An 18,170-nucleotide genomic window follows, 5' to 3' on the forward strand; every position below is an offset into this window, starting at 1 on the left:
ATTCAATTGCCATAAGGCCGTGAAGACTTTGTTGGTATTGGTTGAAAAGGGCTTGTTTCTTTCTTTGTAGTATCCCTGTTTCATTTGAACGGTTTCCGGTAAGAAGGGTGCTTATTTCATCAATGGACAGATTGAGAGAGCGGAAAAAGCTATTTTTGAGCCCAGTCGCACCTCTGTATCAGTGTAGTATCGATATCCCGTACGAGGATCAACCCAAGAAGGAAGAAGGATCTCTCTTTTTTCATATGAAAGAAGTATTTTTCTTGTTAATCCCGTAAGGCGGCAAAATTCTTTCTGCTTATAGTACATTTTCCTCAAAATTCTTTGGAATACACGTCTCTTTCCCATAATATAGGGAGAAGAAACACCATTGCATGTATAAACATGTTCAATGGGACAAGTTTTCGAGCTCGGGAGATTCTCTGGAATAAGATAACTCAGTAAAAGAGACCATATCGATATTGCAGTGTGTCTGTGTTGCCGATGTGTGGGATGAAAATTTTGGCAGTTGGGGTGAGATTTTTAGAAGGGTCTTGGTATGCCCGTATATTTGAGAGCTGTGGTTGCGGTGGTTACAAAGAACTGTCCCGTGCGTATGGTGCGGGAGCTCCTCCGTTTTGTTCGTAACAGATCCGCAGCTTTGCGCTGTCATTGAGATAGTTAATACTTTCCACGTCTATGCCGTGTATGGCAAGACCTGTTCTCATTTCAAGATCTCGTCGTAATTCTTCCCGTTTGCCTGTGTGGATAAGTTCGACATTTTCGTAGGTAAGAAAGAGTATGCCCTTTGCCTTATCAAGCCACGATTTTTCAAGAATATAGCTGGCAAGCACAATAAATACATTTACGGTGAGTATCATATAAATCGGTACATTGCGCGTTACGAGAGAATTGATAACTGCCATGACTGTACACACAAAGAGAAAGGTCATTTCTTTAATATCGATGGTGTCTGCCCGATAGCGGAGCATAGAAAATACCGCAAATAGACCAAAGGCAAAGCCGGTTCCCATCTCGGTGGTGGTGAGAATGGAGGAAAAAGAGAAGATGGCAATATTGGTAAGGAAAAAGGTAAAGAGATATTCCCGTCGGCGATTAATGCGAAAATAGATCCCCTTGACAACAATAAAGGTGAAGAAAATATTGAGGGAGAATCGAAAAAAAGAAGAGCAAGATCAGGCGTCACAAGGTCACGGTGTTGATTTGCTACAGAGCTGAATATTTCTTCCATGGGGAGAGCCTTTCTATTTTTGAGACTGTTCGGAGTTTCTCTTTAAAGTTATTTGTTTTAATTCCACGATAGGTGAGGGCGACCCCAATACAGTATTTACTAAACCCGGTAGGATAGGCTGTTGCTTCTTTCAAGAGGGTTCGGCCATGGGATGTATGGGCAGATCGTTCTGACTTTCGCTCGATAATAACAGTTTCTCTCAGGGTTCTGTTTTGTTGCGCCCCGGAGAATTGAAGATCTGTATCAATGGTGAGTCGCTCTTTTTCTCGTTTGTGAACGAGGGTAATGCGATTATATTCCACTTCAAGGGTGGGAAACAAGGGCTTTTCAAGATGAATCGTTTCATCGATAAAGGACTGAAAGGTGTTGTCAACAAAGAGGGGCATGGCACTTCGTTGAATCCGCGATTTATATGTCTTGCCCGTATTGCGTTTTTCTTTAATCTCGTTAAAGGTAATATCAGAAATGAGGTATCGGCGACTCCTGAATTTATACCGGCTACGCCGTTTATTATGATGTGCGAGGTAACACTGCAGATCGGGAGTATCAAAGTACACCGTAAGGTACGGAAGTTGTTTTTTCTTTTCAATGGTTAAAACACGATATGCAGAGGTCATACGCTGTAATAAGGGGGTAAGCCGTCTACGGTCTATGAGATACTTTGTATCGTGCCGTCTCATAAGAGATACCGCCGTTGCTTCTGCAAGAGATATTTCTTCAAACTGTTGTAATTGCTCAATCATCTCGGTAGTTGTTTCTCGCTTTCCAGTTCGTAAATATACCTTTTAGCTTCCCGTAATGCCACCGTGTTTACCTTCATTATAGTCAGAAAAAAGTAAAAACAGATAAAAATCTTTCTTTACAAAGCTCAGGAGAGTAAAAAGAAGATATGCATTGGGGGGACTCACGATATATTTTTCATGCATACCTTAAACAGATGGAGAGTTGTATGAGACAACAAAAGATATTGATAACAGCTTTGATCCTTTTTATTTCTGTAGCATCAGCGTCTGCCCTTGAACGAGCTGCTATTCCCTTTTCATTCAACAGTTCTTTTGGAGAACCTGCTTCGGGGGTTCGCCTTCATTTTACTGATGTATACGCCTTAGAGCCCCTCCTTGGGTTTCACTTTCAAGAAGATAACAGTCATTTTAGATTTTCTATCAGAAATCTTTTTTACATAAGCGAAATAGGTACATTCGAGCCCTATTTTGTGGCAGCTCTTCGTGGTGATTTTGATGGTAATTTCGGTCTTGATGGTAGATTTGCCTTGCAGCACACCCTTACGGGGCCACTGGATATTGTTGGGGAGGTAGGATTCAATACCGACTTTGACCCCTTCCAATTTTACTCAGCCCAAGCAGGCTTGGGGATCGTTTTTTATATTAGACAATAAGCTCCCACGGTGCTCCTGTGTGGAGCACCCTTCGTGCCATCTCCTGTCATAAATATTTGGTGGCAGGATCTATTTTTATGCTCTTACCGATGTGAGGTTTATATGTACGAAGTTTCTACAGAACAGAGTTTTTCCGCAGCTCATTATTTGCGAAATTATAACGGTGCGTGCGAAAATTTGCATGGTCATAACTGGAAGGTTCGTGTTACTGTGCGTACAGAAGTTCTCGATTCGATTGGCTTGGCCATTGATTTTAAAATATTGAAAAAAAATTTAAAAGATCTTCTTGATACCTTGGATCATACCTGTATCAATGAGACGGTTTTTACTGAGTCATACGGTAATCCCTCCAGTGAAAATCTCTCAAAATATCTTTTCATAGAGATGAGAAAGCGTCTATCTCCTGATTTTCCTGATTTGGAGATCGGCCGGGTTGATGTATGGGAAACTCCGGGGAATTGTGCCTCCTATTACGAGTGATTCTCCCGTGAGCACTCTTACCGTGTGTGAGCTTTTTACGTCTCTGCAGGGTGAGTCTACCCATGCAGGTAGGGTGTGTAGCTTTATTCGCCTGGCAGGGTGTAATCTTCGGTGTCACTATTGTGATACAACCTACTCCTATGGAGGGGGGCAGCGTAAAAGCTTTCAAGAGCTTCTTGCCTGGCTTGCCACGGAGAAAACATCCTTAGTAGAGATAACCGGTGGAGAGCCGCTTTGTCAGGATGCTGTGGTCGATTTTTCTGCTCTCTTACTACAGCAGGGATACGAAGTGTTGGTAGAAACAAACGGCACATGGGATGTTTCAGTGCTTCCAGGGGAGGTTCAAAAAATCATCGATTATAAATTGCCTGGAAGCGGTGCTACTACGCCCTTTTTTCGGGAGAATTTTTCCCATATTTCTTCCCGGGATGAGGTGAAGTTTGTCATTTCTGATCGGGCCGATTATGAGTGTGCAAAAGAGATCGTGCAAAATCAGGATATTGCCGGAGAGGTTCTCTTCTCACCGGTTGAGCAGAGCTGTTCTTTGAAAGGACTGGCGGAGTGGATTGTTGAAGACCGTCTCCGGGTTCGTCTCGGGGTACAGCTGCATAAAGTTATTTGGGGTTCAGATACAAAAGGGGTGTAATGGAAAAGGCAGTGGTATTACTCAGTGGTGGTATTGATTCTTCAACCGTGGCGGCAATTGCCCGGGATTACGGATATGAGTTGTATGGTATGAGTTTCAGTTACAGCCAAAACCATTCCGTAGAACTGGAATCAGCCAAGAAAATAGTTGGTGATATTGGGTTTGCAGAGCACCGTATTATTCATCTCGACCTTGCTTCTTTTGGGGGAAGCTCTCTTACAACATCTGCGTCTATCCCTAAGAATGGGGATCATACCATGGAGATTCCTTCCACATATGTGCCGGCGCGGAACACAATTTTCCTCTCGTATGCTCTGGCATGGGCGGAAGTTCTCCGCGCCTATCGTATATTTATCGGCGTTACTGCCGTGGATTACTCAGGGTATCCAGACTGTCGCTCTGACTATATTTCCGCCTATGAAACCATGGCAAATCTTGCCACACGAGAAGGGGTTGAAGGGCGGAAGTTAAAAATTGAAGCTCCCTTAATCACCTTAAGTAAGGCAGAGATTATTCGTCGGGGGACGGAACTTGGGGTAGATTACTCCCTCACCCATAGTTGTTATGATCCCACGATTGAAGGGTTGAGCTGCGGTTTTTGTGACAGCTGTCTTCATCGAAAAAAAGGCTTTGAGGAGGCCGGTGTCCCAGATCCAACAAGATATATCTCCTAAGCAGGCGGTATATGGTAACTGTCCCCTTCCTTATGATAGCATTTCTCTTTCTCTGCCGTATCTCTGTACACGCAGGGGGTGAACAGGATCGTCTCGCAGAGTACAGTCAACAACTGGAGATGTACCGCAAACGCAGTGACTCCATCGCACTTCGTATTGCAGAGAATGAACGCCGTCTTGATTCATTAGCTGAAACAGAGGGGAATCAACTGCGTCTCATTCAGGAACTTGAAGAGATGATTGCGGAGTCACAAGAGCGACTTGCCCATGCTTTGGAGGAACGAGAAGTCCTTGAACAGGAGCAGCAGCACATTGCCGATTCCTTGGAGCATTTGCAACAGGAGTATGAGTCGCGACGTGCCTTTTTAAAGCAGCGTTTGCGTCATATGAATACCTTGGGTGAACCTCACATATTGGAATTTCTCCTTGGGGGACGTTCTCCCCACGATCTTATGGGGAAAATGCACTATGCGCGTCTCTTGACAGAGCGGGATCGTGAATTGCTTTCGAAGTTAGAGTGGATACGCATGCGCCTTTCCGTGGATCATGGCCGGTTACAGCTGAAAGAGGAGCAGATTGCCCTGGTGGTAAAAGAGCAGGAAGAAGAGGCCAATCGTTTCTATGAACAGAAGCATCGTCGTCATGAGAAGATTGCACAAATCCAAGAGGGACTTGAAAATCATCGTGCCATGGTGGAAGAGTTGCGTCAGGCCCAGGAAGAAATGGATACTCTTATCGCTGGAGTGGTGGCTGAACGGGACGAGCTTGCGCGGCAACTTGAACGCATGATGGACTTTTCAGATATGAAGGGAGAGATGCAGTGGCCGGTTTCTGGCACATTGGTGCAGAAGTTTGGTCGTGTGGTGCATCCAGAATATCAAACGGTGACCCGAAGTAACGGTATAAAAATACGGGCCAATGTCGGTGTCGCCGTGCATGCGGTTGCTCCGGGAATAGTCAGCTACACGGGAACCCTTCGTGGGTATGGGCGTATTGTCATGATTGCTCATGAAGGAGGATATACCACGGTCTATGCGCACCTAAGCGATATTGCCGTGTCGGTTGGTGATCCGATTGATACGCGTGATGTACTCGGAGCAGTTGGGGAGAGTGGTTCCTTAGAGGGGCCTCGTCTGCACTTTGAGATACGTCGTGATGCACAGGCGGAAGACCCTCTGAACTGGCTGTCCCCCGATTCCACCCCTACCCATAGTGAATTTCGTAGGGGTAGCCCTGTTCTGCAAGAAAGAGCTGGCGGTTCATGGCAAAGTCCAGTTCTTTTGAGTCGCGCGTGACAATAGAGTAGAAAAGTGCCGGCTCCTGGCTTTCTGTGGGACGGAGAATTCTACCGAGCCGTTGAGCCTCTTCCTGACGCGATCCAAAGGTTCCCGACACCTGTATTGCCACGGATGCATCGGGAAGATCAATGGCCATATTTCCCACCTTTGAAAGAACGAGGACAGAAATTTTACCATGACGGAACTCTTCGTATAGGCGATCTCGTTCTTCGTTGGGTGTTGATCCTTGGATAACAGGGGCACCCACGAGACGCCCAATTTCCTCAACCTGGGCGATATAGAGGCCGAGAATAAGGATTTTTCGCCCTTTGTGTTTTGCAAGGAGCTCTTGCGTAATAGCGATCTTCCGTTTGTTTTCATAGGCCGTGCGAATCTGTTGTCGCGGAGCCATGGAGAGATACTCTCCCCGTACCGACTCATCGAGATCAACGCGAATCTCTATGCACCGTGCTGCGGCAATCCACCCCTCTTTTTCCAGATCTTTCCATGGGACATCATACTTTTTGGGACCAATAAGGGCAAAGACATCACTTTCACGACCGTCCTCACGAATAAGTGTCGCTGTGAGTCCTAAGCGGCGCCGCGCTTGAATTTCAGAGGTGTATTTGAACACTGGTGCAGGAAGAAGGTGGACCTCATCATAAATAATGAGTCCCCAGTTTTCCTGATTAAATATGTCAAAATGAAGAAAGGACGCTTTTTTTGATTTTCGGTGAGTGAGAATTTGATACGTGGCTATGGTGATGGGCAGTATCTCCTTGGTTTCCCCACTGTATTCCCCAATTTCATCCTCTGTAAGGGTGGTTCGATTGAGTATTTCCCGTTTCCATTGCCGTGCCGCGGTAATATTGCTTACCAGAATTAAGGTTTTTTTACCCAGCTCAGTCATTGCTTTCAGCCCGATGATTGTTTTTCCTGCTCCACAGGGAAGTACGGCCAAACCACTTCCTCCGGGAAGATCCTTCCTGCCAAGAAAGGCAGCTACGGCTTCTTCTTGATAGGCACGTAAATGGAAGGGGGTTCCATCCATGGTGGTAGAACGAAAGGCCATGGGGTAGTCTTCACCAGGAACATAGCCGGCTTGATCGTATATGGGATAGCCTAATTTGATAAAGGATTGTTTGATCACGCCGCGCAATAAATCGGGGACAAGAACGGTTCCATCGTCATCACGCCGGATATCGTACTTTGACACGAGAGGATTCTTAATAAGGCGATGAAGGAGTTCTGGGTTCTCAGATGTAAGACGTAATTGATCATCGCGTTTGAGTAAGACAATTTTCCCAAACCGGTCAATCTGCTCCTGAATCTCTGCAAGCACATTCTCAGGAACAGGATATTTGGAATATTCGGCGATGCTCGTATGTATGTCCTCAGCAGTGACACCTAAGGAGGCGGCATTCCAGAGAGACAGAGGGGTAATTCTATAGGAGTGAATGTACTCTGGGCTTTTTTCAAGATGAGCAAACGCGGAAAGTGCCATACGTGCATCGCTAAAGCGAGGGTTTTGCACTTCAAGGAGGAGTGTGCTGTCACTCTGTACAATAAGGGGGTTTTCAGGAGTATACACAAGCGCCTCATGGATCAGTAGGTGCGAAAAATATGTTGTGGCAGAAAGGATGTAAACAGGGGGGCATGAATCTTTTTTATACCAGATGTACAAAGACAACGTATATTATATTGAAGGAGGAAACGATATGGATATAGCAGATATTCAGGAGTTGGCACAGCGATATGTTGCCCCTGATGATATGAGTGTAATTCCAGCACCGGGAGAGCTTTTTTCCTTGCACCATACTCTTTTGGGACATGATTTGGGAGAACAGTTTGGCGGATACGGTGTGGTTATGGCCTATGAAGAAGATCCTTCTGCTAAACCGCGGGGTAAATGGGTGTATCTTACCTATCTCTCCTTGGAGAGTTTTCCCCCTGCGCGTATGCAGCTTAAACTACAACCGCCCCATATCGCCCTGGGAAAATTTCAGAATCCTGAACGTACGATAGAGACACGGATATGTGCCCATGGAGCTCCTTTGGCAGATGACGGTGAGGCTCATGAACAGAGCCATGAGGGACATTTTTTGCAGTTTCCCGGAAAAAAATAAGAAAAAAGTTGTTAATTATGTGTTTAGATAATACTATTTTACGCGGACAATGTTTTACACAGAGTAAGGAGTATCATATGAGAAGTTCTACACAAGCGTTTCGCGGTTTGCTTGTAGCTTTTGCCATGGTTGCCCTCGTTGCGTGCGGTGGTAAGCAGACCGGCGATGATTTTGTCAGCCTGTATCCCCCTGCGCTTGAAGAGTTGCGTGATGGGCAGTACAGTGCTGCTATTTCTGCTATTGGGGTGGGAACACACCCACAGCGAAATATTGCAGCAAGTCGCGCAGCAATTGATGCTGATGCGAAAATTGCACAGCAGTTTAATTCGGAGATTGCCAATCTCACTCAAGCTTTTACAGAAGCGGTGAATGATGAAGCTCTCGAGCATTTTCAGCAAACCACAGAAAACTTTAGCTTGGCTGAAGTACAAGGTATTCAGGAAGTACGCACGGTTGTTCGTCAAAGTGAGAGTGGCTATGAAGCCTTTGTCTTGAAAGTTGTTAATCCGGAGATTATGAAAGATCTTATTGATCAGCAGCGTAATGCGCTGACTGAGTTTAAGGCAACCCAGGCCTACCAAGATCTTGAACAGCGGGTTGAGGAGTATCGAGCCCGTCAAAACTAGGTTTTTCTTGGTCTATGATACGGCACGGCGGAAGATTCTTCTTTCGCCGTCTTTTTTTGCGTATAAGGGTAATATTTTTTACGGGTGGATTACGGGACGAGCAGAAAATATTTTCCCTGCGAACCCCTTTCTGGAGGAATGGTGCTTTCCTATTGTTTGAAACGTATTGCCGTGGCGGTACCTCTTCTCTTCGCTATCTCCCTTGTTACCTATTTTTTTATTTATGTTACCCCCGGCGATGTACTGGCAAAGTATCGTCAGAGTGATCGATATCCCGTTGAAATGGTGGATCGCATGGAGCGGGAATATCGTTTCAATGAACCGTTCCTGGTTCAGTATGGTCATTGGCTGAGAAACCTAGTACAGTGGGATCGTGATGGTATTCGATTGAACCTTGGTTATTCTTTCTCCCAAGAGGAAGAAGTTGCTGTGGTTATGGCATCCCGTCTTAAAAACACCTTGATTCTTGCACTCTTTTCCATTGCTATTACGTGGTTGGTATCCATCCCCGGAGGGATTATTGCTGCGGTGCATCAGTATCGTCTTCCTGATAAAATTTTATCATGTATTTCCTATGTTGGAATCTCCTTTCCTAATTTTTTCTTGGCCCTTGTACTCCTCTATCTTGTGTCAGTATGGCATGAGATTCCTCTCTTGGGTCGTTATATTCCGTGGGTGGGGAATCTTCCCCTTGGGGGAATGACCTCAGATATGCACCATACACTCTCTCCTGTGGGAAAAGTCCTTGATGTGGGGCGCCATCTCTTGGTTCCAGGTGTGGTGATTGCCACAGCTGCCATGGCAAACCTACAGCGAATTATGCGGGGGAATATGCTTGAAACCCTGCGTAAACAGTATATTGTTACGGCACGTGCAAAGGGACTTTCTGAAACTCGTGTAGTGTATAAGCACGCCTTGCGCAATGCCATAAATCCCTTAATAACAATTTTTGGCTATCAATTTTCTACCCTTCTCAGTGGAGCAGCCCTGACGGAAATTATCACGGGGTGGCCGGGTATGGGCTCCATAATGTTAGAGGCGATTCGAAGTCAAGACACCTTTCTTGTCATGGCGAATATGCTTATTGCCGGGGTGATGCTGGTTATGGGAAATCTCATTGCTGATATTCTTCTTGCCGTGAGTGATCCGCGGATTCGGATGAGGTAAGTATGCCCTCTGTACAAAAGATTCTATTTTCTGTCGGTGACCCTTCGGGTGATGTAAACTGCGCTTGCCTGATAGGGGCCTTGAAAGAGCGATACCCCATGATGCGTCTCTACGGCCTCGGTGGGCCTGCCATGGAACGCAGGGGGTTTGAATCACTCTTTCCATTTCACCGGTTTAATGCCATGGGATATGTGGAGGTTGTAAAGAAACTCCCCTTCTTCCTTCGTATGAAAGGGAAGATGCAAAAAATACTGCGCCAAGATCGTCCCGATCTGCTTGTCTGTGTGGACTATTCGGGGTTTAATAGACCACTCATGCGTATGGCGGCGCAATTAGATATTCCTGTGTTGTGGTATATTGCGCCCATGATTTGGGCATGGAAACGAAAAAAACATGGCCTTTTTTTGGGGGCGTATGCAACTCATATTGCCACCATATTTCCCTTTGAGGTAGATCATTGGCGCGAGTTTACCCCTGCGGTGAGTTTTGTGGGAAATCCTCTGTATGATACGTTACGGGATCGTGGGGTGTTTTCCTTGCGGACGGTTCGTTCAACCCCCCAGACACTACTTTTTGTCCCCGGAAGCCGTCCCGGAGAATTGAAGCGCATGCTCCCCTTCTTTTATGAGTGTATCACCGCCATTCGCAGGTTGTATCCAGGGGTGGAAATTGTTATTTCCCGCGCAGAGTATGTCGAGGCGTCGCAGTTTACTCAGTTTTTGCAAGAGGGGGTGGAAGTTTCTACAGAGCCGCTTTCTCAACTCTATCAACGCGCCGATTATGCCTTTATTACAAGTGGCACTGCTGCTCTTGAAGCCGCATTCTATGGTCTTCCTCACACGATTGTATATAAAACAGCGAGTATTAATATGTGCATCATGAAGCAGTTAATACGGGGAATACGGCATATCGGGCTTATTAACATTATGGCCGGGAAAGAGGTTGTTCCGGAATTGATACAACAGGAATGTACGCCGGAAAATTGTTGTACCATCTTGGCGGAGTTTTTTGCGGAGCCGCAGCAGTATGAACTCTTTAAAAAACGGATTCATGCAGTGGTGCAGCCCTTTGCCGAGGTAGATAGTCGCGAGGCGCTTCCTCGGCTTGTAGAGAATCTTTTACACCTAGGAGATCGCCATGGCTAAACGAGTTGGGTTTGTGGGAATTCTTATTGAAGATCGGCGGAGCTCAGCAGCAGTACAGCAACTGTTATCAGACCACGGCGATTCGATTATTTCTCGCATGGGAGTGCCCTATCGAGAAAAAGAGGTGGCCGTTATCACCCTGATTGTTGACATTGATACTAATACCTTAGGTACGCTTACGGGCAAGCTTGGTGCTCTTTCAGGGGTGTCGGTGAAATCTGGCTTGGTTGAAAAGGAGAGATCATGAGGAAAGAGAGAGATCTTCTGGGCTCACGATCGATTCCTGGAAATGCCTTGTATGGGATTCATACGCAACGCGCCATTGATAATTTTGGCAGAGCTGTTCTCACGGAGGGGCAAGGGCGTATTATTCATGCCTTGGCAGAGGTAAAAAAGGCGGCTCTCCAGACAAATCAATCCCTTGGCATGATTCCCGACTCAGTTGCTCCTGCTCTTGAACAGGCCTGTAATGAAATCTGTGCCGGCCGTCATGACGATCACTTTCCCGTGCCGTTTTATCAAGGAGGAGGAGGCACCTCCACAAATATGAATATAAATGAAGTGATTGCCAATCGTGCCTTGGAGCTGTGCGGGTTTCAGCGGGGCGAGTATACGAAAATAGATCCGGTGGAACTGGTAAACCTTCACCAGTCAACCAACGATGTGTATCCCACAGCAATCCGAATTGCCCTTCTTCGTTTTCTCCAGGAGTTAGAGTCGGCTGTTACATCCTTGCAAAATCAATTACAAGAGCGGGAACAAGAATTTTCGCACGTTATTACCTTGGCCCGTACAGAATGGGAGGATGCGGTGCCCATAACCATGGGGGCGCAGTTTGCTTCTTTTGCCGGTGCCATTGAACGTGATCGCTGGCGCTGTTTTAAAGCACAAGAACGTATTCGTCTGGTTAATATCGGTGGAACTGCTGTTGGAACGGGCCTCACGGCACCCCGAAAATACATACATCTTATTCTCGAAACTCTTCGACAAAATACGGGGCTGCCCCTCGGGCACGGGCGTTTTCTCATGGATGTCACGGCGAATCAAGATGATTTTGTAGAGGTGTTGGGGACGGTTCGTGCCTTGGCGGCAACCTTGGTAAAGATCGGTCGTGACCTTCGTTTCCTTCATACAGCTCGAGAAATACGCCTCGAGCCGGCCCAAGCAGGCTCATCTATTATGCCGGGAAAAATAAACCCTGTGCATATTGAATGTTGCATAAGCTGTGCCGTACAAGCTCAGAGTGCCGCCGACGCTGCGGAGCGGGCTGCTTCCATGGGAACCTTGCAGATTAATGAGTTCCTTCCTCTCTTAGGGGAGAATGTGCTTCAGGCGGTGGGTTTTGTACAGCGAGGCAGCAGTGTCTTGCACGAGGCAGTATCTCACCTTACGGTGGATGCCCAGCGCTGTTGTCAGCGGTTTGAGAATTCTCCTGTCATTATTACTGCTTTTGTGCAAAGTCTTGGGTATAAACGGTGTGAAAAACTGCTTTCTGCGTACACCGGAGATATGCCCTTTCAAAAATATCTTGAGCAGCAATTAGGCAAAGATTTCGTTGCTGCACATCTTACAAAAGAGGCTATTATGGCCTTGGGGCATCGTTCAGCAGGAGGCGGAGTATGATACAGTGGCGTTCTCTTGTAGGGCATGATACCAATAAGGAGCTCTTATCTCATGCTGCTCAAGATGGGCTTCTTGCCCATGCGTACCTTTTTTCCGGTGATATGGGAAGTGGAAAATTAGACTGTGCCATACAAGTGGCTCAGTACATTCTGTGTGAGGCATCTTCAAAGCCGTGTGGACAGTGCACTGCCTGTCGGGGAGTCATATCCCATACCTATACGGATTTTCGCTATGCCTTTCCGGTTGAACTTCCCAAAAAACAAGACGGGGGAGCAGGACGTGGAATTACTCCAGAAGGGTGGGAGCTACTAAATGAGGCTGTTTGTCAGCGGTTGCGTTCTCCCTACGATCCTATTCCTCACTACGAACGGTCTCTTCCTGTAGACTGGATTCGCGAGATACGCACCACCGTAGAACGGGGAGCTGTCTCTGGTTCTTCCGTGGTTATTCTTATTGAGGGGATTGATGTGTTGAGTAAAGAGTCTGCCAATGCCCTGTTAAAAATGTTGGAAGAGCCACCGGAAAACACCCATTTTATTCTTTTATGCCGCTCACCGGAACGGGTTCTGCCAACAATTGTTTCCCGCTGTCAACACATGCGTTTTGGACGGATCCCCCGTGTGCGTATCCTGGAAGAGCTTGAAAAAAACAGTGCAGCATCGGCAGAAGAGATCGGTCATGCCCTTGCCCTTGGAAGAGGATCCCTGGGCGCAGCCCGTGCAGCCTGTACTGAGGAGCACATGCATCGTTTGGAAAGTGTGGGTCGTTTTACGCGTATTCTTTTAGGATATGGACAAGAAGACGAGTTAGAACAAGCCCGCGCCCTTGAAAAATTTGTGGAAGAGGATCTCTGTCGAAGCTATACAACGGCTCACCAAGTGGTCCTTCTCTTTCTGGAGGAATTTAGAATTCATTTTTTGACCGCCCTTAGGAAAGAGCCAGATTATATTTTACATGAGCATGATGAAATGAAAATGCTCTGTGAGCAGATAACTGTAGATCAAGCTCGCACGGTTGTTGCCGTGGTTGAACAGGTCTTGGAATCCCTTCGAAAACACTCCCCTGTTTTGCTGGCTGTATCAGAGCTCTTTTTTAAAATATCGGAATTAGTATATGAAGAATACCGTTGTTGAAGTTGCTATACGAAGTCGTATTGTTCGGTGTGTAAATCCCGGCGATATCCCCCTGTCTGCCGGAGAGCACGTGATTGTCTCCCTTGGTGCCGGCCGTGCTTTGGGAAAAGTCCTTGGAGAAGTTGTGGGGTGTGCGTCAAAGGAGAAAAGCTGTGGCTCACGATGCACAACGAACCAGAAGGAGCCCTCTTGTTCTATACGCCGAAGCGCCACCGATGCAGATTTACTCAGGGCTGCAGAATATCGCACCAAGGAAGAAACTGCCTTTCGTATTTGTAAAGATAAAATTGTCGATCACGGATTGAACATGAAGCTGGTTGATGTGGAGTATCAGTTTGGTGGTGGAAAGATTACCTTTTACTTTACGGCAGATCAACGAGTGGATTTCCGTGCCTTGGTGAAAACCCTTGCTGGCGAGTTTCGTACGCGTATTGAATTGCGACAAATTGGGGTTCGTGATGCAGCAAAATTAATAAACGGCGTTGGTATTTGCGGTCGCCCTCAGTGCTGTAGCTCCTTTATGCGTGAGTTTGATCAAATCAGTACACAGTTGGCAAAGGATCAGCAGCTCACTCTCAACCCTGCTAAAATATCGGGTAACTGTGGTCGACTCCTCTGCTGTCTTAATTTTGAGGAAGATGCGTATTTAAAGGCATATCAAGAGCTTCCTCGTTCTGGCGCCTCCTTTACAGATGCGGGAGGCAAGGAGGGCACCGTTATTTTTGTGGATATATTTAAAAAGCGGATACATGTGCGTCGGTTTGTAAAAGGTATGAGCCAATTTGAATGGTACAGCCATGAAGAAATCTTGAAAGGAAGTGTGAATGAAGCCCCTAATGAATAAGTCAGATGTTCCTGTGGTCGTGACAATGGCCCTTCCCTATGCAAACGGCGATATCCATCTGGGACATATGGTGGAGGCCGTACAAACAGATATGTACGTTCGAACTCAGCGTATGGCCGGTCGTAAAACGATCTATGTCTGTGCCGACGATACCCATGGAACTCCCATTGAGTTGAATGCCCGTGCTCAGGGGATCACCCCGGAAGAGCTTATCGGTAAAGCCCATGAGAATCATGTACGGGATTATGCCGCTTTTGGGATTAGTTTTGATACCTATCACAGTACAAATTCTGAGGAGAATCGGCACTGGGCAGAGTGGATCTTTCAACAGATTGATGCACAGGGCGGAATTCGCCAGCGAGAGGTGGAGCAGTTTTACTGTGAGCACGATAAACGGTTTCTCCCCGATCGCTTAATAAAGGGTACCTGTCCAAAATGCGGAGCAGAAGATCAGTATGGTGATGTCTGTGAGAAATGTGGAAGTACCTACGATCCTGAGGACATGAAGAATCCCTACTGTACCTTATGCGGCAATAGTCCTGTTTTAAAGAAATCTACCCATTTCTTTGTTGATCTTGCTGAAGGTGCTGACTTTCTTACGGAGTATCTTAATCGTCCAGGGGTGCTTCAGCAGGAGATGAAGAACTTTGTAATGCAATGGGTAAAAGAGGGGCTGAAAGAGTGGTGTATCAGTCGTGATGCTCCATATTTTGGTTTTAAAATACCCGGTACAAAGGATAAGTACTTCTATGTATGGCTTGATGCCCCCGTAGGATATATTGCGGCAACACATAAGTGGTGTAAAGATAACGGTGAAGATATTGCGTCATACTGGTATGAAAACAGTACATCGGAAGTGGTGCATTTTATTGGGAAAGACATCACCTATTTCCATACGCTCTTCTGGCCGTACATGCTCAAGAAATCTGGTTTGAAACTGCCATCAAAACTTTTTATTCACGGGTTTCTTTCTGTTGAAGGCGAGAAGATGAGCAAAAGTAGAGGGACCTTTATTTTGGCAGATAAATTTGTCCGTTCCGTTACACATCCTGAGGCAGCTCAGTTTCTCCGTCTGTATTATGCGACAAAGTTATCGAATAATACAAATGATCTCGATTTCAATATTCAGGAATTTATTTCCCGTACCAACACTATGTTGGTAAATAATATCGGTAATTTTCAAAATCGAACCTTTACGTTCTTACAGAAGTTCTTTTCATCCACGGTTCCTTCTTCAGGATGGGATGAAACCATGGCAGCAGAGGCAAAGGATACTGTTGCGGTTGTGAAAACAGCCATGGAAGAAGTGCGGTATAAAGATGCAACAGAGCGAATTTATGCTTTTGGGAATCAGTGTAATAAGTATTTTCAGGACCAAGAGCCGTGGAAGCTTGTAAAAGAAAATATGGCTCAAGCTGAAGAGGTTATGGTTACCTGTGTGAATCTCGTGAAAACCTTGGCAGTGCTTCTTAAGCCCATTATCCCTGAAGTGGTATCTCGTATGGAGACCACCTTTGATGCACACTTTACCTGGGAAGATGGACTTTTTTCTTCAGCCCTCGCAGGGCGTAGCTTTAAAGGGGTAGAAAAACTGGTAACTCCCTTGGAAGAGGAACACTTTGCAGCACTGTATACGCCTGAGGTTTCTGATGATGCTCCTGTAGAACCTGAGGAGGAACTCATTGATTTTTCTGATTTCCTCAAAGTAAAGCTTCGTATCGGTGAAGTGCGTGATGCAGAAAAGATTCGAAAATCAAAAAAACTGTTAAAACTTGTGGTGCTCGATGGATATAAGGAGCGCCAGATTATCGCCGGGATTGGTCAGTCCTATTCCGCGGAAGAGCTGGTGGGAAAAAGGATTGTCTTTGTAAGCAATCTTAAGCCTGCTAAACTTATGGGACATCTTTCCGAAGGAATGCTCCTTGCGGCTGAAAATAGTAAAGGTGAATTGTCCTACTTGGAGTCATCTCGCGATTTTCCTGCGGGGACTTTCATCTCGTAGTTTTTTAAAAAAGGGTGGACATGGGGCAGATCGCAAGGTAGATTATACGTGCAGTGGCCTTGATTTTACCCTCCCACCTTTAATCTTGGTCACTGCAAAAAGGGCATCCCTGTACAGGGATGCCCGCTTTTGTTTGTAATCAACAGGTCTGTTATAACTTACTGTAAAAGCGTTGCACCGGTCATCTCTTTGGGCTGGGGAAGACCCAGTATGTCAAGACAGGTTGGTGCAATATCACAGAGACTTCCGCCGTCACGAAGAGTGGCATCTGCATCCAACCCAACAATGGTGAGAGGAACTGGGTTTTTCGAGTGTGCTGTCATGGGAGATCCATCACTAAGGAGTGTTTCATCAGCGTTGCCATGATCTGCCGTAAGTATCGATACGCCACCCTTTTCCTGTACAGCTTGTACCACATCATGGACACAGTCATCAACCGTAGTAATTGCCGTTCTAATAGCTTCGGGAATACCGGTGTGGCCAACCATATCACAATTGGCAAAGTTGGTAATGATAACATCGTAGGAATCGTCTGAAATGGCTTTGAGAAGTTTATCACGAACTTCCTTTGCACTCATCTCAGGTTGTAAATCATATGTAGCTACACGGGGACTGTCCACCAAAACACGGTCTTCCTTGTCGTAGGGGTCGTTTTTCAGAGAGTTAAAGAAAAAAGTGACATGAGCATATTTTTCTGTTTCTGCACAGCGAAGCTGTTTCAGTCCTGCCTTTGAAAGGGTTTCACCGAAATTATTGGTGATTTCCTGTTCAGGAAACACCTCTTCAAAATTTCCATCGTCGTAGTAATGAGTCATGGCTACGAAGTGGATATTGTGAGGGGTTGTTGGAAACTCTGAAAAATCAGATTCTACAATTGCCTTGGTGAGTTGTCTTGTCCGATCAAAGCGATAATTAAAAAAGAGCATGGAGTCATTTTTGCCGATACCGTCATACTCAATAACTCGCGGTTTGATAAACTCATCATTTTCACCCGCTTCGTAGGCTTGGTCTATGGCTTCGCGCCATGAAGATACGGCACTGCCTGTGCCGTGCATAATCCCCGCATAGGCAAGCTCAGTTCTTTCCCATCGTGTGTCACGATCCATGGCATAGTACCGTCCGGTGAGTGTCGCAATACGTCCAACGCCAATACGGTCAATTCCATCTTGTAGAAACTGTACATGCTCAAGGGCAGATTTTGGGGGAGTATCCCGTCCATCGGTAATAACGTGTATGAGCACATCGTGAAAATTTTCTTTTTTGGCTACTTCAAGGATGGCCAAGGCATGCTTAGTATTTGCATGAACGCCAGCATCTTGTACTAAACCAAGTAAATGAAGAGTTCCATTATTCTCTTTTGCCTTGTGAATAGCGCCTACTATTGCTTCGTTTGAGAAAAAGTCACCTTCGTCTACTGCTTTTTCAATGCGCGTGAGACTCTGATACACAACTCTCCCAGCACCAATATTAAGATGCCCTACTTCGCTGTTTCCCATAATGCCGGCAGGGAGTCCAACAGCTTCACCAGAAGCAGAAATACATGTGGTGGGGTAGTTTTGTTCATACGCGTCAGCATGCGGAGTTGGTGTAGAATTAATCAGATCTCCTGCATCGTGGGAACCTCGTCCCCAGCCATCACGAATAATAAGACAGAGTGGTCGTTTCGACATAGATCCTCCATAGTGGTTTGTTTATTCCCTCTTAAAATATGTTTTGTATCATGCAAGTATGACTTCGGAAGAGGGAAGCATAAAAAAGGGAGACCATGTCTTCCTTTTTTGTTTCTTTAGTTACGTCACA

At 46.0% G+C, this 18,170-nt stretch carries 19 protein-coding genes; 14 read left to right on the top strand and 5 right to left on the bottom strand.

Annotated elements, in window-relative coordinates; genetic code table 11:
• Window positions 1-111: 111 nt before the first annotated feature.
• The 3 genes from CALK_RS10825 to CALK_RS10835 all read right to left on the bottom strand — a co-directional run bounded on the left by CALK_RS10825 (window position 112) and on the right by CALK_RS10835 (window position 1,974).
• Window positions 112-309 (bottom strand): MerR family transcriptional regulator, encoded by a 198-nt coding sequence (locus CALK_RS10825; protein ID WP_022637708.1) that lies wholly within the window; start codon window positions 307-309, stop codon window positions 112-114.
• A 263-nt stretch (window positions 310-572) separates the two neighbouring features.
• Entirely contained in the window at window positions 573-1,142 is a 570-nt protein-coding gene (locus tag CALK_RS10830; RefSeq protein WP_081698154.1) for a DUF4956 domain-containing protein, read from the bottom strand.
• Window positions 1,143-1,206: 64 nt separating this feature from the next.
• Window positions 1,207-1,974 carry a polyphosphate polymerase domain-containing protein gene (locus CALK_RS10835; protein WP_022637710.1) on the bottom strand — a complete coding sequence of 256 codons (768 nt, stop codon included), beginning with the start codon at window positions 1,972-1,974 and terminating at the stop codon, window positions 1,207-1,209.
• Window positions 1,975-2,180: 206 nt separating this feature from the next.
• Between CALK_RS10835 and CALK_RS10840 the strand changes: the two genes are divergently transcribed.
• The 5 genes from CALK_RS10840 (at window position 2,181) to CALK_RS12425 (ending at window position 5,722) form a co-directional block, all read left to right on the top strand.
• Window positions 2,181-2,627, top strand: a complete 447-nt coding sequence (locus CALK_RS10840) for a hypothetical protein (RefSeq protein ID WP_022637712.1) — start codon at window positions 2,181-2,183, stop codon at window positions 2,625-2,627.
• 102 nt (window positions 2,628-2,729) lie between these two features.
• A complete protein-coding gene (gene queD, locus CALK_RS10845; RefSeq protein WP_022637713.1) occupies window positions 2,730-3,107 on the top strand; it encodes a 6-carboxytetrahydropterin synthase QueD in 378 nt (125 codons plus the stop codon).
• Window positions 3,108-3,114: 7 nt separating this feature from the next.
• Complete coding sequence (locus CALK_RS10850) at window positions 3,115-3,753, top strand: 7-carboxy-7-deazaguanine synthase QueE (protein WP_204365315.1); 639 nt, start codon at window positions 3,115-3,117, stop codon at window positions 3,751-3,753.
• On the top strand, window positions 3,753-4,427 hold the full coding sequence (gene queC / locus CALK_RS10855) for a 7-cyano-7-deazaguanine synthase QueC (protein WP_022637715.1): 675 nt from the start codon (window positions 3,753-3,755) through the stop codon (window positions 4,425-4,427). Before CALK_RS10850 ends, queC begins: the two co-directional genes overlap by 1 nt.
• 11 nt (window positions 4,428-4,438) lie before the next feature.
• The gene (locus CALK_RS12425) at window positions 4,439-5,722 is read left to right on the top strand and encodes a murein hydrolase activator EnvC family protein (protein ID WP_052569270.1); all 1,284 of its coding nucleotides are present in this window, start codon (window positions 4,439-4,441) and stop codon (window positions 5,720-5,722) included.
• On the opposite strand, the gene CALK_RS10865 is transcribed toward CALK_RS12425, so the two are convergent.
• Entirely contained in the window at window positions 5,631-7,295 is a 1,665-nt protein-coding gene (locus tag CALK_RS10865; protein ID WP_022637716.1) for a DNA repair helicase XPB, read from the bottom strand. The two genes, CALK_RS12425 and CALK_RS10865, sit on opposite strands and share 92 nt — an antisense overlap.
• Window positions 7,296-7,422: 127 nt before the next feature.
• On the opposite strand from CALK_RS10865, the gene CALK_RS10870 reads away from it, so the two are divergent.
• From CALK_RS10870 to metG, 9 genes are all read left to right on the top strand, one after another.
• Entirely contained in the window at window positions 7,423-7,830 is a 408-nt protein-coding gene (locus CALK_RS10870) for a hypothetical protein (RefSeq protein WP_022637717.1), read from the top strand.
• A gap of 77 nt (window positions 7,831-7,907) precedes the next feature.
• Window positions 7,908-8,456 carry a hypothetical protein gene (locus CALK_RS10875; RefSeq protein WP_022637718.1) on the top strand — a complete coding sequence of 183 codons (549 nt, stop codon included), beginning with the start codon at window positions 7,908-7,910 and terminating at the stop codon, window positions 8,454-8,456.
• 141 nt (window positions 8,457-8,597) lie between these two features.
• Entirely contained in the window at window positions 8,598-9,623 is a 1,026-nt protein-coding gene (locus CALK_RS10880) for an ABC transporter permease (protein WP_034638026.1), read from the top strand.
• A 2-nt stretch (window positions 9,624-9,625) separates the two neighbouring features.
• Window positions 9,626-10,768, top strand: coding sequence for a lipid-A-disaccharide synthase (gene lpxB / locus CALK_RS10885; protein WP_022637721.1), 1,143 nt, complete (start codon window positions 9,626-9,628; stop codon window positions 10,766-10,768).
• The gene (locus CALK_RS10890) at window positions 10,761-11,015 is read left to right on the top strand and encodes a TM1266 family iron-only hydrogenase system putative regulator (RefSeq protein WP_022637722.1); all 255 of its coding nucleotides are present in this window, start codon (window positions 10,761-10,763) and stop codon (window positions 11,013-11,015) included. Before lpxB ends, CALK_RS10890 begins: the two co-directional genes overlap by 8 nt.
• On the top strand, window positions 11,012-12,391 hold the full coding sequence (locus tag CALK_RS10895) for a lyase family protein (RefSeq protein ID WP_022637723.1): 1,380 nt from the start codon (window positions 11,012-11,014) through the stop codon (window positions 12,389-12,391). Before CALK_RS10890 ends, CALK_RS10895 begins: the two co-directional genes overlap by 4 nt.
• Window positions 12,388-13,524, top strand: a complete 1,137-nt coding sequence (locus tag CALK_RS10900; protein ID WP_022637724.1) for a DNA polymerase III subunit — start codon at window positions 12,388-12,390, stop codon at window positions 13,522-13,524. Before CALK_RS10895 ends, CALK_RS10900 begins: the two co-directional genes overlap by 4 nt.
• A complete protein-coding gene (locus tag CALK_RS10905; RefSeq protein ID WP_022637725.1) occupies window positions 13,505-14,368 on the top strand; it encodes a PSP1 domain-containing protein in 864 nt (287 codons plus the stop codon). Before CALK_RS10900 ends, CALK_RS10905 begins: the two co-directional genes overlap by 20 nt.
• The gene (gene metG, locus CALK_RS10910; protein ID WP_022637726.1) at window positions 14,349-16,370 is read left to right on the top strand and encodes a methionine--tRNA ligase; all 2,022 of its coding nucleotides are present in this window, start codon (window positions 14,349-14,351) and stop codon (window positions 16,368-16,370) included. The genes CALK_RS10905 and metG overlap by 20 nt, the downstream gene beginning before the upstream one ends.
• Before the next feature lie 158 nt (window positions 16,371-16,528).
• On the opposite strand, the gene gpmI is transcribed toward metG, so the two are convergent.
• The gene (gene gpmI, locus CALK_RS10915) at window positions 16,529-18,040 is read right to left on the bottom strand and encodes a 2,3-bisphosphoglycerate-independent phosphoglycerate mutase (RefSeq protein WP_022637727.1); all 1,512 of its coding nucleotides are present in this window, start codon (window positions 18,038-18,040) and stop codon (window positions 16,529-16,531) included.
• Between the last annotated feature and the right edge of the window lie 130 nt (window positions 18,041-18,170).

This window comes from Chitinivibrio alkaliphilus ACht1, from assembly GCF_000474745.1.
GTDB classification, from domain to species: Bacteria; Fibrobacterota; Chitinivibrionia; order Chitinivibrionales; family Chitinivibrionaceae; genus Chitinivibrio; species Chitinivibrio alkaliphilus.